The sequence below is a fragment of the Streptomyces sp. yr375 genome, assembly GCF_900110755.1.
Classification (GTDB): domain Bacteria; phylum Actinomycetota; class Actinomycetes; order Streptomycetales; family Streptomycetaceae; genus Streptomyces.
In genome coordinates, this window is record NZ_FOFF01000024.1 from 114,401 (window position 1) to 128,871 (window position 14,471).

Below are 14,471 nucleotides of genomic sequence, written 5' to 3' on the forward strand. Positions count from 1 at the left end.
GGGTGGTCAGCCGCAGCAGCCGCCCCCGCAGCAGCCGCCACCGCCTCCGCCCCCGCCACCCGATCCGGGTGCGGGGGCGGACTTGGTGCCGCCTACAGCTACCGTTGAGAGAAGTTTGACGGTGTCGTCATGGCCTGCGGGGCAGTCCGCGGGGTCGGCGGACTGCGCCATCGGACGGGACAGTTCGAAGGTGTCGCCGCAGGTCCGGCAGCGGTACTCGTAACGAGGCATGACCCCAGGCTAGGCCCTTAAGCTCAGGGGCGGTGTCAGCAGTTTCTCCGCTGTTCACTTCTGTCGTTTTCTTATGTGGAGAATTTGCGAAGGGCGCTGGTAATTTGAGAGCGCCGTCTTGAACCCCGAGGTCGGGAGGGTTCGAAGTTTGCGGCCGCGTCAACGGCAACCATGTCAGGCCCTCGTAAGTCTGTACGTCTGCCTGCGAGCAATACGGAGTGCGGAGGGAGACGCGTCGTGACCCAGGTGGGGCAGGGGGAGGAGCCCCAGGAGCCGGACGCCACCATGCAGTTCAAGGTGCCCGCCGCTTTCCGGGCGGACGAGACCATGCAACTGCGGGTGTCCGATATTCCGGCTGTGCCGGACATATCCTCGGGAAGTGAAGAAGCGGTAAATGAGACGGCGGGGAAAAAGAAAGCGCGTTCCTCGAAAAACCGCCGTAAAGCCCCCCGTCCCTCCGTCTTTGCCCGAGTTTCCGGGGTTCTGAGACCCCGACTCGCCCCGCTCGCGGGGGCCTTGGCGCCGTACGTTGCTCGTGTCACGCCCTACGCCCGCAAGCTCCGCCCGCAGTACCCGCGCCCGGGCCGGCAGGGCTGGCGGCGCTGGGCACCCTCCTGGCGGCAGTGGCTCGGCGGCGCGCTCGCCGCGATGGGCCTCAGCAGCCTGCTCCTGGTCGTCGCCTACGCGGCCACCGACATACCGGACAACATCAACTCGTACGCCACCCAGCAGGACAACGTGTACTTCTGGGCCGACGGGACGCCGATGGCCCGCACCGGCTGGGTGCAGCGGCAGGCGATGCCGCTGAAGGACATACCCGAGGACGTCCGCTGGGCGGTGCTCGCCGCCGAGAACGCGAGTTTCTACAGCGACCCCGGCATTTCCGTCAAGGGCATCAGCCGCGCCCTGTTCCGCACGATCGGCCAGGGCGACACCCAGGGCGGCTCGACGATCACCCAGCAGTACGTGAAGAACGTCTACCTGAACCAGAACCAGACGGTCAGCCGCAAGTTCACCGAGGCGATGATCTCCCTCAAGCTCGACAACCAGATGAGCAAGGACGAGATCCTCGAGGGCTACCTCAACACGAGCTGGTTCGGCCGCGGCACCTACGGCATCCAGCGCGCCGCCCAGGCCTACTACGGCAAGGACGTCGGCGATCTCAACGCCAGCGAGGCCGCGTTCCTCGCCTCGCTCCTCAAGGGCGCGGGCCTGTACGACCCGACGCTGAACTCCGCCAACCGCGCCCGCGCCGTCGAGCGCTGGTCGTGGACCCTGGACCGGATGGTCGACATCGGCAAGCTGTCGAAGGCCGAGCGCGCCACGTACAAGACGTTCCCGGAGCCGCTCAAGTCCAACCCGCTGTACGACACCGGTGAGCAGAGCGACTACCTGGTCGAGCTCGCCTCCCAGTACGCGAAGAAGGCCGGGGGCATCTCCGACAAGGACTTCGACCTGGGCGGCTACCAGATCTACACGACCTTCGACAAGAAGCGCGAGAAGCAGCTCACCGACGCCGTCACGAAGGCCCGTAAGAAGGCCCTGGAGGACGATCCGAAGAAGGCGGCGGCCGCGCACTACGGGGCCTCCTCGGTGGCCGCGGACGGGCGGATCCTCGCCGTCTACGGCGGCCCCGACCACCGTACGCAGGGCTACAACGAGTCCAACTCCACGACGGTGCCCGCCGGTTCGGCCTTCCTGCCGTTCGTGTACGCGGCCGGTCTCGAGCACGGCATCCACAAGACCCGCGACGGGGCCACCGAACCCGTCACCGGCCAGACGCTGTACGACGGCGACGACAAGGTGCCGGTGACGACGCCCGAGGGCCCGTACTGGAACCGCAGCGGCAAGAAGGAGGCCGCGAAGAACGACGGCGGCCGGTCGTACGGGCAGATCTCCCTGCACCGGGCGCTGGCGCTGTCCGTGAACACGCCGTTCATGCAGCTCGGCATGGACACCGGCCTGGACATGGTGCGCTCCACCGCCGAGAAGTCCGGGCTGCTGCCCTCCAGTTTCGGGGCGCAGGTGCCCGCGCTGTCCACGGGCAGCTCCACGCCCAGCGCGATCCGCATGGCGAGCGGCTACTCCACGTTCGCCGCGGGCGGCAAGCACACCGAGCCGTACTCGGTGCGTCTGATCACCAGGAACGGCACCAAGGTCGAGCTGGACACCCCGGAGGCCGAGCGGGCGTTCGGCGCCGACGTGGCCGAGGAGGTCAACTCCGCGCTCGCGGACTCCTTCAGCACCGCCCACCCGGGCGATGTGCCCGCCTCGCAGCGGGAGTCCACCCGCACCGGCTCCCTCGGCCTGGTGGCCGGAAAGAAGGGCACCACCGAGGGCGACACCGCAGCCTGGTACGTCGGCACGGCGAAGGCCGTGTCCACGGCGGTCGTCGTCTACCGCATCGACCTCACCAAGAGCCTCGAACCGCTTCCACTGGAGGGCATCGCCGGCACGTCCGACGACAGCGTCCCGTACGGCATCTGGTCAGGTGCCATGAGCCCGCTCGGCTGACCACCGAACCGCGGGCACCCGCGTCCACCGAAACCGGAGAAATGATCCGCCCATGAAGTCACCGTCGGGCCGCCGCCGCAAGGCCCCGGCAACAACACCGCGCCGCCCCGCCGCCACGCACCCGGGCTTCCTGACGCTCGCGGCGCTCCTCGTCGTCGCCTCGCTGATGGCCGGCTACCTGGTGCTCGACCGCACGGACAACACCCAGCCGACGGCGTCCGAGGGGGACAGCAAGAAGGCGTCGGCGACGGCCACCAAGGAGCCGGAGTGGGACGGCAAGACGCACGTCCTGGGGGACGGCTCCACCTCGTACACCGGCCCGCAGACGGGGGAGCTGAAGCCGGTGCCGCTCAAGCCCGGTGAGAAGCCGCCCCAGTTCGTCGTCTTCTCCTGGGACGGCGCGCTGATGGGCGACGACGGCCTCTTCGAGCACTACCGAAAGATGGCCGAGAAGTACAAGGCGCACATGACGTTCTTCCTCACCGGCATCTACCTGCTGCCCAAGAGCAAGAAGGACCTGTACTCCCCGCCGCAGCACCCCAAGGGCTCGTCCGCGATCAGCTTCCCCACCGACGAGCACATCCGCACCACGCTGGAGCAGCTCGGCGAGGCGTGGAAGGAGGGCAACGAGATCGGCACCCACTTCAACGGCCACTTCTGCGGGGCCAAGGGCGGCGGCTTCTGGAGCGTCGAGGAGTGGAAGTCCGAGATCGACCAGTTCTACAAGTTCGTGGAGAACTGGAAGACCAACACCGGCTACAAGGACATACCCCCGCTGCCCTTCGACTTCAAGAAGGAGGTCACCGGCGGCCGGGCGCCCTGCCTGGAGGGCCAGGCGAACCTCCTGAAGGCCGCGAAGAGCTACGGCTGGCGCTACGACGCCTCGTCCGCGGGCGACTTCCAGATCTGGCCGACGAAGAAGAACGGCCTCTGGGACTTCCCGCTCCAGGCGCTGCCGTACGACGGCGGCTCCTACCAGGGCCTGTCCATGGACTTCAACTTTCTGGCCAACCAGTCCGACGGCCAGCCCGAGGGCGATCCCGCCAAGTACCCGCAGTGGGAGCAGGAGACCAAGGACGCCTACCTGGCCGGTTTCAACCGGGTGTACTACGGCAGCCGGGCCCCGCTGTTCATCGGCAACCACTTCGAGGAGTGGAACGGCGGCATCTACATGAAGGCCGTCGACCAGGTCATCGAGAACGTGTGCACCAAGAAGGACGTCAAGTGCGTGTCCTTCAAGGAGTTGGCCGACTGGATGGACGTGCAGACACCGGCCACGCTGGCCTCCCTGCGCACCCTGGACCCGGCGCAGAATCCGGACTGGTCGACGGTCGTGAAGTAACCAAACCTCAACCGTAGGCCTCTTCACGCGAGCCGCACACACCATGCAAAGATGCCCGTGCCCGGCCTTCCCTCCGCCGGGGCAAGAGGGGAAACATCAGTGAAGTCAAGGAAATTGAGCGGCACGCGCCGCCGCGTCACGATACTCGGGGCAGCCGCGACCTCGGTTGCCGCCGGAGTCGCGTTGCTGCCCAACTGGTCCGCCGGTGCCGCGGTCGTCGACGACCCCACCGTCGACGCGCGGACCAAGGCCACCTTCCAACGGCTGGCGGACGCGGTCTTCACCGACCGCACGGACGCCCTCGTCACCGGCGCGCAGGGCGACCGCGCCAAGCCGCTGACCAACGGCTTCTCCGGTGACGTCAGGCTGTCCTCCGGCACCGCCCGCACCGAGGACACCACGCTGTCCTCGCTGGGGCAGCGCAAGGACAAGCTCGCGAAGTCGGGCGAGAAGTACAGCAAGGCCGCCACCACGGTCACCCTGAACGCCACGCGCGTGACGGGCCGTACGGCGAAGGCCGACGTCACCGAGACCACCACCCTGACCTACTCGGGGGCCCGCTCCGGCGCGCCGAAGACCACCGGCTTCCAGGCCAGGCACGAGCTGACGTTCAAGGCCGACCAGCGGGGCGACTGGCAGCTCACCGGCATCAGCGACACCGACCAGGGCGGTCTCGCGGTCAACACCCTCTCCAAGCCGGCCCCCGTCAAGGCGCCCACCACCGCCGACGACACGATGCCGAACGCCCCGCGCGCGGCGACCACCCGCTACCCGGCCGCCGTCCCGAAGACCGGCACCGCCTACGACTACAAGGCGATGGCGACCTACGCCGAGAAGTACTGGAACGTCTACAACAAGGACTACCCGGACTACAACGGCCACGGCGCGGGCGGCGACTGCACCAACTTCGTCAGCCAGTCCCTGAAGGCCGGCGGCTGGAAGCACGTCCCCGGCTATGTGTACGACTACACCAAGTGGTTCGGCAACGCCGACATCCAGTCCGACTCGTTCGTCGGCGTCAACGAGTGGTCCTGGTTCGCCCAGAACTCCAAGCGGACCACGCCGCTCGCCAACGTCTACCAGCTCGAGGTCGGCGACGTCCTCCAGATGGACTTCGACCGCGACGGGTCCAAGGACCACACGATGATCGTCACGGCCAAGAGCAACGGCGTGCCGTACGTGACGTACCACTCGAACAACACGTTCCGCCGGTCGGTGGACAGCCTCATCGCGTCGTACCCGACCGCGTACTACTACGCCTACCGCACCTGATCTCTTCCTAGCTGTGGTGAGCCGGCCGGTCCGTCGCCCCGTCCTCGGGGTGGCGGGCCCGCCAGTACGGGTTGTCGTGCGGCAGCGCGGAGCCCACCCTGCCGTACATCCCGAAGACCATCAGCAGGATCCCGATCACGAAGCTGAGCATGCAGTTCTGGATCTTGAAGGCCAGGAAGTTGTAGTCCGTCTCCAGCAGCGCCATGTTCACGAAGCCGCTGGCGATGAACAGGACGCCGAGCGTCATGTTCAGGGTGGACGCGAAGTTCCCGCCGATCACCATGCCCACGAAGAGCAGCAGCCCGACGCCGACCGACAGCCAGCTCAGCGCGCCGTTGGTGTTGAGGCTCCACACCTCGTCTCCGCCGGTGTCGAAGAAACCGATCTCGTCGACGATGCCGAAGATCCCGAAGACGACGAGCGCCGCGCCCATCAGCCCGGCGCCGATCCGGTAGACCAGGTTCAGACGGTGGTCGACGGGCAGATGCTCGTCCAACTTGATCCGCCGCCCGGACCGTCCGGACCGTCCGGACCGTCCGGACCGGCTGTGCACTGCGTGTGTGGCCATTTCCGCCTCCCTGAGGGTGGACGGTACTGACGGAGGCCGTACGTACCTCTCAATATCCGCCCGCCGAGCGCCCGCGGCAATGTAGGGCGGGCGATGTCGGCGGGAACCGGGACGGCGGTCAGTGCCCGGTGATGCCGGTCCCGCGCTCCTCGCGGATATGGGCCACCACATCCGCGACCGCCCGCCGGACGGCCTCCGTCTCGGTCAGGAAGTGCCAGTAGTCGGGGTGCCGGCCCTCCAGCGTGCCGATCGCCCGCTCCAGCCGGGCCACCGAGTCGTCCAGCGGGCGCGCGTGCCGGGGATCGGGCGTGTTGCGGCCCGCCATGGCCAGCCGCTGGGCGTCCCGGATCGCGAACCGGGTCCGGTCGATCTCCGCCCGCGGATCCTTCTGTACGGCGTTCAGCCTGGTCAGGCGGTCACCGGCGGCCGAGACGGCCTCGTCGGTGGTGTTCAGCAGGGCCCGCGCCGTCGACAGCAGCGCGGTGGCGTCCGGCCAGCGCTGCGCGTCCCGCGCGGCCTGCGCCTCCCGCAGCCGCGCCTCGGCCTGCCGGACGTGCTCCCCGGCCTCGTCGGGCACGTGCTGGAGGTCCTGCCAGCAGGCCGCCGAGAACCGCCGCCGCAGCTCGCTGAGGATCGGCTCCACCTGCTCCGAGCGGGTCGTCAGCGCCTGTGCGCGGGTGCGCAGCGACACCAGCCGGTGGTCGATCTCCGCGGCCCGCTCCGGCAGCCTCCCGGCCTCCGCCCGCACCGCCTCGGCCTCCCGCGAGACCCGCTCCGCGCGCTCCAGCGTGAGCGGCACCCCGTGCTGCCCCGCGCCCTGGTTCAGCTTCGTCAGCTCGGGCGCGAGCGCCGCCAGCCGCGCCGCGAGATCGTCGGCCCGCAGCCCGCCCGCCCGTACGGCGTCCAGCGCGTCGGACGCGGCCAGCAGCGCCTGCCGGGCCCGCTCCACGGCGGGCGCGAGCCGGGCGAGCTGCGTCTCGGCCTTGCCGAGCAGCGGGCCGAGCCCGTCGGCGAACCGGTCCAGCTCCTGCTTGACGCGCCCCAACTCGTCCTTGGCGCGGGTCAGCTCGGTGCGCGCCTGGGCGGCCACCGAGGCCTCCAGGTCGTCCCGGTCGAGGTCATGGGCGTCGACGGCGTCGATGTACTGGTGACTGGCCTCGTCGATGCGCCGGCCGACGGCCTCGAAGTCGGCGACCGCGCGGCGAGCGGCCGGCGAGTCGTCCACCGCCCTGATCGTCTCGATCGAGATCCGCAGGTCGCGCTGGGCGGTGTCCAGTTCGTAGAACGCCGCCGCAGCGGCGTCCTTCGCGGCCTGCGCCTCGGCCCGCTGCCCCTCCGCCCGCCCGCCGAACCAGCGCCGGGTACCACCACCGGCGTACGCGGCGGGCAACGCGAGGGCGATGACGAGGGGAAGGGCGACAAGGGCGAGGACATCCCGCACTGCCCGGCCGTGTGCGGCGCGCGGTGCCGACGGCGAACTCGGCTGCGCTGGTGTCGCCGTCACATCCCTCTCCCGTGCTGTGATCCGCCCTGCCCGATTCTCATTCTCCCACCCGTTGAAGACGAACACACGGGCCTGATAGTTCGCGTTCCCGCCGGTGACTTTGCCGGGGCCGACAGGCATGGCCGGCGCGGTGCGCCGGATGTGGAGCCACACTCGTAGCCTCGCGCGCTCGCGCAACGGGCAGCCGTGACAGACATGGAGGTAGGGATGAGGGTCGTGTTCGTGCACGGGGCGTGTGTGCGGGACGGGGCGTGGTGGTGGCACCGCACCACCGAGCTGCTGCGGGAACGCGGGGTGCCGAGCGTGACCCCGGCGCTGCCGAGCTGCGGCGAGGCGGGTACTCCCGGCGGCGTAGACGGTCCAGGGCTGCCCGAGGACGTAGCCGCGGTGCGCCAGGTGCTGCGCGACGGCGACGAGCCGACCGTCGTGGTCGCCCACAGCTACGGCGGCATCGTCACCGCGGAAGCCGCCGCGGGCATCGGCTCGGTACGCCACCTGCTGCTGATCTCCAGCTACCTGCCCGAGGTCGGCCAGAGCCTGTCGGACTTCGGGGACGGCAACCCCGCCCCGTTCCTCGACGTCGACCCCGACGCCGGCACGTTCGGGGTCCGCCCCGAACTGCTCGTGGACACCTTCCTGCACGACTGCGACCCCGAGGTACAGGCGCGGGCGGCCGACCATCTCGCCCGCCAGAGCGTACGGGTGACCGGGCAGCCGGTCGGGGCGGCCGCATGGCAGCAGGTGCCCTCGACCTACCTCGTCTGCGCCCAGGACCGAGGCACCCCACCGCGCCTACAGCGCGAGTTCGCCCGCCGGGCCGGCAACGTCGTCGAACTCGACACCGGCCACCACCCGTTCCTGTCCCACCCCGCCGAGGTCCGGGACCTCCTGCTGAGCACGGTCGACCCCCACTAGGGGTTTGCAGGGCACGCCCCCGGGCAATGTAGGCTGTCGACTCGTCCTGGGTGCGTAGCTCAGGGGTAGAGCGCCTGCCTTACAAGCAGGATGTCGGCGGTTCGAAACCGTCCGCGCCCACCAGGATGAAGTAGCAGGTCAGCGGCCTCCCGAAGATCATTCGCGGAGGCCGCTCACCTGCGCGGAGTCCACATCAAATCCACCACCCCATGGGATCGCGCTGGTGTGATCACTGGGTGCCTTTCGCGTGGCCGCAGCCGACGCATACGCTCCCGCGCATGGCTGACTTCCTTCAGGTATCCACCGCGACTCCCACCCGCGACCAGGCCGTCGACCTCGCCCGCACCGCCGTCGCCGAACGGCTCGCCGCAGGCGCGCAAATCGTGGGCCCCGTGACGTCCGCGTTCTGGCACGACGGTGTGTTCGGCACCGGCGAGGAGTGGCAGCTACTGCTGAAGACCACCCGGGCTCGCTACCCGGAGTTGGAAGCCCATCTGTTGAAGCACCACCCGTGGCGGAACCCGGAGATCGCCGCCGTGGCGATCGAGGCCGGGTCGAAAGGGTGCCTCGACTGGATCGCCGCGAACACCGGCCCGGTCGAGTAGCTCAGCTACGAGCCCGTGCCAGGACGTCGGCGACCGCGGGGAGCGCCTGGTGCTCGCCGAGCCGTCGCAGTACCGGCGCCAGCCGCTCGCGGGGCCGTACGGACGCGACCCCGGAGGACAGGTCGAGCGCTCGGCCCGTGACCGACGCGGCCTGCTCGATCTCCCCGGCGGTGAGGTAGGAGTCGGCGAGCCACGACAGGTACAGCGCCTTGTCGCGCGCGTGTGAGTCGTCGTAGCGGGCGAGTGCGGCTTCGAGGACCGGCACTGCCCGGAGCGGGCGCCGGAGCTCCGTCCAGCACCGGCCCGACATGATCTGCAACTCGGTCTCGTCGACCCACGCGGCCCAATCCGGTTGAGGGGCGCCGTCGGCCTCGGCAAGCGCATCGCGGGCGGCATCCAGGGCACGCTCCGTCTCATCGGCGTGGCCCGCCACCGCCTGGGCCCACGCGAGCCGCTCGCACAGCAGAGCCCGCACCCCCGGCGCCGCGTCCGGGCTGGCCGTCGCGCACGATCTGGCGGCGATCTGCACTGCGTCCTGCCGGGCCTGCCGATTCCCGCGCAGTCCCAGGTACGCGAGGAAGGCAAGCGCGTTCCCGGCGAGCGCGGCGTCCCCGGCATCCACCGCGGCTTTCTGGCTCGCTTCGTACAGGCCGCGCGCCTCGGCATGCCGGCCGCCGTCGAACGCCGCCCAACCGGCCTGCTGCGCCTGCTCGGAGAGTACGGACAGCAGCCCGCGGCCCGTCTCTTCGGTGTACGAACGGCCGCGCAGCAGCGACCTGGTGGACTGGTACTCGCCGAGGTAGATGCGGAAGGTGTCGCCACCGCCGAGGATGTCGTCGAGGCGTCGCAGGCGGGCCGTGCGCCGCCGAAGCCGGTCGGGGAGATCACTTCCGACGCGGCCGGCCGCCGATGGGCGGGAGAGGTCCGGCAGACCGACGGCCAGGCTCGCGGCAGCGGAGGCTTTCAGGAACTCCCGGCGCTCGGGCCCCGCATCCGCCGAGCCTTCGGGGGCCGTCTCCCACGGCCGCCGGGCGACGCCCACCAGGTGGCCGGGGATACGCAGCGCGTCGGCGATACGGACGACCTTCTCGAACGTCGTCACCCTGCCGTGCCCCTTGGCGAGCGTCCCCACCCGCTCTGGCTTGATGCCGCACTCGGCCGCGATCATCGAGTAGCTGATGCCCGCCTCGGTACGGGCGACGTGGAACACCGTGCCGAAGTCGTGGGCGGCGAGCGCCGATCGCACGTCGGGGCGCTCAAGTAGCTCGTACGGGAGCGCGGTTGGCGGTTCGCGACCGGTCATGAGGTGCCTCATCGGGCGTGGGGACGGCGTGGTCTGACGGTGAGAGTACCCATGAGGGGTACCCCTCGGCGGGAAGTCGGAAGCCGTAGGCACTCGCGAGGCTGGTCCTCAGACCCCGGCGACCGCGCGAACGGCCCCGGGGCGTGGCCAACGCTTCGAGGAGCGCCGACGTGAGAACTTCTCCCACTGCCCCGCCGACTCCGGCAGACCGGGACCAGCCGCCGTATGACCCCGGCTCGTACGAGCCCCGCATCCACGACACCGCCGTCGATGTGGAAGCGAACAAGATCGGTCGGGTGGTGGACTTCGTCGGCTCCCGCGTCTGGCTCCGCCCGATCGGCGGCGGCCTTGAATGGAACGCCCGCCCCGAAGACCTCCGGCCCGTCACCACGGCAGAGACCCTCAGCAAGGACGTCGCCGCCGCCAACGCCCGATCGAGGGGCGAGTGCCCGTGACCACGACCACCGGCACCCTTTCGGCCGAGTGCACGGTGGCACTCAGGCCCGACTGCGAAGACCTGCACGAGCAGTGTCGTCAGACCCGGGACATCCACCTGCCGCATTCCAGCGGCGTAGTGCTCGTGCCTCGCTGCCGCTGCTCATGCCACCAACGCCCGGAAGGATCCCCCTCATGAAGGGCCCCGTGGACCAACTGTTCCCGCCCCGACCGCCCGAGCCCGCGCCCGAGTGTGTGACCTGCGCCGACCTGGCCCGTGAGCGGGCCGCCGCGAACGCCGACGGCGACTACTCGAGAGCGTCGGACTGCAACGTGCGCATGCGCGAGCACGGGAAGCACACGGGCGATCATTCGCCGAGATCCGGGGGGCCTGTCGCGTGTCAGGGTCGGTGAGTTCACGTCTCCGGTTGGCTGTGTTTGAGGCTCATGCGGGCCTCTACGCGGTCTCCGGTGGCGATCTCTGACCAGAAGCGGTGGCAGGAGACGAACACCGCCAGCTCGTGCTCGCGGCGGCGGAGTTTTTCCACCTCGGCCTGTTCGTCGGCTGTCCAGCCGGGGGAGGCGGGGCGCTCGGCCTTGCGCCAGCCCGCGTCGTCGCTGAAGCCGTCCAGGGGCTCGACCGACCAGGGGAGCCGCTTCAGGAGGGCCGACAGCTCGGCCCGGACCTGATGCAGCTCCTCCTGACCGGCGCGCAGGTCGCTGGGAAAGTCGTAGGTCGTAGCCACTCGGTAATAGTACGCCTGTTCGAATAGAAGTCGGTGGCTGACCGGGCCCGGCTCCGCATACGTTCTGCCGCATGGCTGACGACTGCTTCGGGCATCCGCGGCTCGCCGCGATCTACGACCGGCTCGATCCCGACCGCGGTGATCTTGACGCGTATCTGTGCATGGCGGAGGAGTTCGGGGCGCGCCGGGTGCTGGATGTCGGCTGCGGTACGGGGGTGTTCGCGTCCCTTCTGGCCGGCCGTGGGATCGAGGTCGTCGGGGTCGATCCCGCCCGGGCTTCCGTCGAGGTGGCCCGGGCCAGGCCGGGTGGTGAGCGGGTGCGGTGGATCTGCGGTGACGCGACGGACCTTCCGCCGCTGCGGGTCGATCTGGTCACGATGACGGCGAACGTCGCCCAGGCCATCGTCGATCCGCAGGCGTGGGACGACACGCTGCGCGGAGCGTACGAAGCGCTGCGGCCCGGCGGGCGTCTGGTCTTCGAGACCCGGGATCCCGCCAGGCGCGCCTGGGAGGAGTGGACCCGTGAGAAGTCTTACTGCGTGACCGAGATTCCCGGCGTCGGCTCCGTCGAGAGCTGGGTCCAACTGGTGGAGGTTCGGCGGCCGTTGGTGACGTTTCGCTGGACGTACGTGTTCGCGGCGGACGGGCAGACGTTGACGTCGGACTCGACCGTGCGTTTCCGGGAGCGGGGAGAGGTCGCGAAGGACCTGGTCGCGCACGGTTATGTCGTGGAGGACGTTCGCGATGCGCCCGACCGGCCGGGAAGGGAGTTGGTCTTCGTCACGCGACGCCCGTGATTCGCGATCCGTGATCTTCAGCGTCGCTTCCGCTCCGTCCTGGACAGGGCCTCGGTGATCAGGCGGGTGGCGTAGTCGGTGTCGTCGGCGATGCGGTTGATGCGCTCCGCGAGCAGGACGGCCGTGGCTTCCAGGGGGTTCATCTCGGCGTCGGTCCAGGGTCCGTACTGCGCGCGCCAGAGGCTGGGGCTCAGGCCCGTGCCCGCGGCGACGATCAGGCCGGTCATGATGGGGATGACCTCGGGACTGAAGGTGCGCGGCATCATGCGCATCGTGGCCACATGCGTGGGCACCACGTACTCGATGACGTCCTTGCCGTGGTCCTCGCAGGTCATCCGCAGCCACTTCATGAACATGTAGATGAGCGTGCAGGTGCCGTCCAGCATCGCGTCGATCCCGTCGGGGCCCATGGACGCGGCGAACTGCTCGACCATCTCCTGCTGTTCGAGGTCGGGCTCGTCGGGCTCGGTGTTGTCGTCGTAGATGGCCTTGAGCCGGGAGTCGATCATCAGGAGGGCCGCGCCCACCTCGCCGGCGGGAGCGTACTTGGGGTCACAGGGCGATGACACAGGGACTCCTCCTCATACGACATACGACATACGACATGCGACATGCGACCGCAGTGGGTAGCGCGGCATATCCGTACGGTAGTGCGCGGACCGGACGGCGGTCTGGCGAATGCCGATGGGGGGAGCCGGTGCGGCCGGCTCTGTCAGTTCTGTCGGCTCTGTCGGCTCTCTTCGAGGACCGTGATGCCCAGTTGGTCCGTGTCGTCCGGGTCTCCGTTGAGGCGGTGGACGACCACCCACGCGCCGTCGGGCAGCGCGCCGGCGAAGAGCGAGGCGAGGAGCGTCGCCCCGTTGTGCCAGCGCAGCGGGCCGGACGTCACCCAGGTGGGCGCGGGGTCGCCGAGCCGGCGCTCTACCAGGAGCCGTACGACCAGGTCGGCCACCGCGCGGGGGGTGGCCCACAGGCCTCCGGCGGGGAGGATCGCGCCGTCCATGGTCCATGGCCTGCGGGGCCTGCCGAACAGCCCCGGGGCCTGGAGGCACCGGTCGGGGTCGGGGCGGGCGGTCATCTCCGTGATGTCCAGCGGGCGCAGCACGTACTCGGCGCCCACCTCCTCGTACGTCGTGCCGCACGCGGCGGTCAGCGCCTCGCCGAGGAGGGCGTAGCCGAGGTTGGAGTACTCCTCCTCCTGGCCCGGCGGGCGCTCGGCGAGGGAGCCGAGGCGGGGGAGCAGCGCGTGCAGGGCGGCGCGGTCGAACGCGGCGTACGGGTCGCGGGGCGCGAGGCGGCCGGGTGGCAGGCGGGGCAGGCCGGAGGTGTGCCGGGCGAGGTGGAGCAGGGTGATCCCGGTCGCGGGGGCGTCGGGGAGCCACCGCTCGACCGGGTCGTCGAGGGAGAGCACCCCCGCCGCGGCCATCCGCGTCAGCGCCGTACCGGTGACGACCTTGGTGAGCGAGCCGATCGGGACGTACCGGTCGACGGCGTGACCGTCGCTGAGGGCGGGCGGGGCCGCATGGCTGAGCACGCAGGTCGGGACACGGCGACGCACGAGAGGCCTGGGCGGCATGGGAGTTCCTTCGGTCGTCAGGTCGTCGGGTCGTCAGGTCGTCGGGTCGTCAGGTCGTCGGGGCTCGTCGGGGCTCGGCGGGGTTCGGCGGGGCTGGGCGGGGTAACAGGGTTTTGTCCGCGGTGAGTTGGGGGACGTGGGTGCAGTGATCTCAGTGTGGCCGGTCCGGGTGGCGGGTGCGATGTCAGACCCTCGTTCTACGGTGGCTGTATGGATCTCGGTGGTGTGGAGCGGGTGGGGCTGGTGCCCTGGGCGGAGGGGGACTTCTGGTTGCTTCGGCGGGCCAACAGTCCTGAGATGACCGAGCACCTAAGCGTTGTCCCGTAAATGATCTTCGACGTGTTCGTTGGCCTGCCTGTTTCTTCGTCAGCCGGCGAGGGTGAGGTTGTGCAGGCGGGCGATGCCGAGCATCGCGTGGTGGACGCCGTCGCCCTTGAGACGGCAGTCACGGAGGATTTTCCAGGTCTTCATCCGGGCGAAGGCGTGCTCGACGCGGGCGCGAACTTTGCGGTGGGAGGTGTTGTGTTCCTCTTTCCAGGCCGGGAGTTCGGTCTGGCCGGGTTCGCGGCGGTGCGGGATGACCAGGCCGGTGCCCCGGTAACCGCCGTCGGCGATGACCGTGGTGTGACCGACGGCGTCTTTCGCGCCGGACAGTTCCCATGC

The 14,471-nt window shown here is 69.9% G+C and carries 15 protein-coding genes and 1 tRNA gene; 8 read left to right on the top strand and 8 right to left on the bottom strand.

All coding sequences use genetic code 11. From position 1 onward, the window contains the following. Window positions 1-6 precede the first annotated feature (6 nt). The gene (locus tag BMZ82_RS23440; protein WP_093778904.1) at window positions 7-231 is read right to left on the bottom strand and encodes an FmdB family zinc ribbon protein; all 225 of its coding nucleotides are present in this window, start codon (window positions 229-231) and stop codon (window positions 7-9) included. A 285-nt stretch (window positions 232-516) separates the two neighbouring features. Between BMZ82_RS23440 and BMZ82_RS23445 the strand changes: the two genes are divergently transcribed. The 3 genes from BMZ82_RS23445 (at window position 517) to BMZ82_RS23455 (ending at window position 5,359) form a co-directional block, all read left to right on the top strand. Beyond that, window positions 517-2,745 (top strand): transglycosylase domain-containing protein, encoded by a 2,229-nt coding sequence (locus BMZ82_RS23445; protein WP_256252066.1) that lies wholly within the window; start codon window positions 517-519, stop codon window positions 2,743-2,745. Window positions 2,746-2,797: 52 nt separating this feature from the next. Next, a complete protein-coding gene (locus BMZ82_RS23450) occupies window positions 2,798-4,087 on the top strand; it encodes a polysaccharide deacetylase family protein (protein WP_093778906.1) in 1,290 nt (429 codons plus the stop codon). Between the two features lie 99 nt (window positions 4,088-4,186). Further along, window positions 4,187-5,359, top strand: coding sequence for an amidase domain-containing protein (locus tag BMZ82_RS23455; protein WP_177244622.1), 1,173 nt, complete (start codon window positions 4,187-4,189; stop codon window positions 5,357-5,359). 7 nt (window positions 5,360-5,366) lie between these two features. On the opposite strand, the gene BMZ82_RS23460 is transcribed toward BMZ82_RS23455, so the two are convergent. Next, window positions 5,367-5,927 carry a DUF4383 domain-containing protein gene (locus BMZ82_RS23460; RefSeq protein WP_093778910.1) on the bottom strand — a complete coding sequence of 187 codons (561 nt, stop codon included), beginning with the start codon at window positions 5,925-5,927 and terminating at the stop codon, window positions 5,367-5,369. 118 nt (window positions 5,928-6,045) lie between these two features. Next, window positions 6,046-7,431, bottom strand: coding sequence for a coiled-coil domain-containing protein (locus BMZ82_RS23465; RefSeq protein WP_093778912.1), 1,386 nt, complete (start codon window positions 7,429-7,431; stop codon window positions 6,046-6,048). Window positions 7,432-7,638: 207 nt separating this feature from the next. On the opposite strand from BMZ82_RS23465, the gene BMZ82_RS23470 reads away from it, so the two are divergent. The 3 genes from BMZ82_RS23470 to cutA all read left to right on the top strand — a co-directional run bounded on the left by BMZ82_RS23470 (window position 7,639) and on the right by cutA (window position 8,951). After that, window positions 7,639-8,346, top strand: a complete 708-nt coding sequence (locus BMZ82_RS23470; protein ID WP_093778914.1) for an alpha/beta hydrolase — start codon at window positions 7,639-7,641, stop codon at window positions 8,344-8,346. Window positions 8,347-8,394: 48 nt separating this feature from the next. Next, window positions 8,395-8,469, top strand: a tRNA-Val gene (locus BMZ82_RS23475). Between the two features lie 155 nt (window positions 8,470-8,624). After that, window positions 8,625-8,951 carry a divalent-cation tolerance protein CutA gene (gene cutA / locus BMZ82_RS23480; RefSeq protein ID WP_093778916.1) on the top strand — a complete coding sequence of 109 codons (327 nt, stop codon included), beginning with the start codon at window positions 8,625-8,627 and terminating at the stop codon, window positions 8,949-8,951. 1 nt (window position 8,952) lies between these two features. On the opposite strand, the gene BMZ82_RS23485 is transcribed toward cutA, so the two are convergent. After that, entirely contained in the window at window positions 8,953-10,254 is a 1,302-nt protein-coding gene (locus tag BMZ82_RS23485) for an NsdA family TPR-like regulatory protein (protein ID WP_093778918.1), read from the bottom strand. A 170-nt stretch (window positions 10,255-10,424) separates the two neighbouring features. Here BMZ82_RS23485 and BMZ82_RS23490 point away from each other — a divergent pair, with 170 nt between their 5' ends. Then, complete coding sequence (locus BMZ82_RS23490) at window positions 10,425-10,709, top strand: hypothetical protein (RefSeq protein ID WP_371271290.1); 285 nt, start codon at window positions 10,425-10,427, stop codon at window positions 10,707-10,709. 396 nt (window positions 10,710-11,105) lie between these two features. On the opposite strand, the gene BMZ82_RS23505 is transcribed toward BMZ82_RS23490, so the two are convergent. Then, window positions 11,106-11,435, bottom strand: a complete 330-nt coding sequence (locus tag BMZ82_RS23505) for a hypothetical protein (protein WP_093778922.1) — start codon at window positions 11,433-11,435, stop codon at window positions 11,106-11,108. Window positions 11,436-11,506: 71 nt separating this feature from the next. On the opposite strand from BMZ82_RS23505, the gene BMZ82_RS23510 reads away from it, so the two are divergent. Further along, entirely contained in the window at window positions 11,507-12,232 is a 726-nt protein-coding gene (locus BMZ82_RS23510; protein ID WP_093778924.1) for a class I SAM-dependent methyltransferase, read from the top strand. A gap of 17 nt (window positions 12,233-12,249) precedes the next feature. On the opposite strand, the gene BMZ82_RS23515 is transcribed toward BMZ82_RS23510, so the two are convergent. The 3 genes from BMZ82_RS23515 to BMZ82_RS23530 all read right to left on the bottom strand — a co-directional run. Continuing rightward, window positions 12,250-12,801, bottom strand: coding sequence for a hypothetical protein (locus BMZ82_RS23515; protein ID WP_093778926.1), 552 nt, complete (start codon window positions 12,799-12,801; stop codon window positions 12,250-12,252). A gap of 143 nt (window positions 12,802-12,944) precedes the next feature. Then, window positions 12,945-13,808: a serine hydrolase domain-containing protein gene (locus BMZ82_RS23520; RefSeq protein WP_093778928.1), complete on the bottom strand. Its 864-nt coding sequence runs from the start codon at window positions 13,806-13,808 to the stop codon at window positions 12,945-12,947. Between the two features lie 366 nt (window positions 13,809-14,174). After that, window positions 14,175-14,471: transposase (locus tag BMZ82_RS23530; RefSeq protein ID WP_143098898.1), on the bottom strand; the 297-nt coding region annotated here is incomplete at its 5' end.